A 495-nucleotide genomic window follows, 5' to 3' on the forward strand; every position below is an offset into this window, starting at 1 on the left:
AGATGCTGAATCCCGTAAAGCGTGGATTGACCGAGTTGTTCGGCCAGCTGCCAGCTATTCTTGCATTCTGCTGAATTGAACAATCCTTGCAGACAGTCTTTCACTCGCTCGCGAAGCTCTGCGCGTTTGAAGCGAAGCGCAAGACGAGTCATCAGCGCATTGAAATCATTTGTCCAGATCTCTAGCTGTTTGAGGTCAGCTTCAACCTCCGGTTGACTCAGCGCAATTTCGGAAAGGGCAAAAGTCATGAGACACACCCTAAAACGCTTTCTTTAGCTTGATTCTAAGCAACTGCAATCTTGATTTCAATATCTACAACTGTAGTGCCGGTCAAGTTGAACTAGAAATTTTGGCAAGATAGTTGACGTTTCATAGACAACTCAACAACTTTCTGGCGATTGAGGTAGCCCACAATCCAGGCATAGTACAGATGAAATTCCAGTGAAGAAAGCGAAAAGCCGAACGTAGTCATGCTTGTAACTACGCTCGGCTTCT

At 45.7% G+C, this 495-nt stretch carries 1 pseudogene; it reads right to left on the reverse strand.

Annotated features, from left to right (window positions below):
- Nucleotides 1–248: pseudogene (locus OU814_RS31290) on the reverse strand (hypothetical protein); the annotation flags it as partial.
- Nucleotides 249–495: the final 247 nt, after the last annotated feature.

The sequence above is a fragment of the Leptolyngbya sp. GGD genome (assembly GCF_026735145.1).
GTDB classification, from domain to species: Bacteria; Cyanobacteriota; Cyanobacteriia; order Leptolyngbyales; family Leptolyngbyaceae; genus Leptolyngbya; species Leptolyngbya boryana.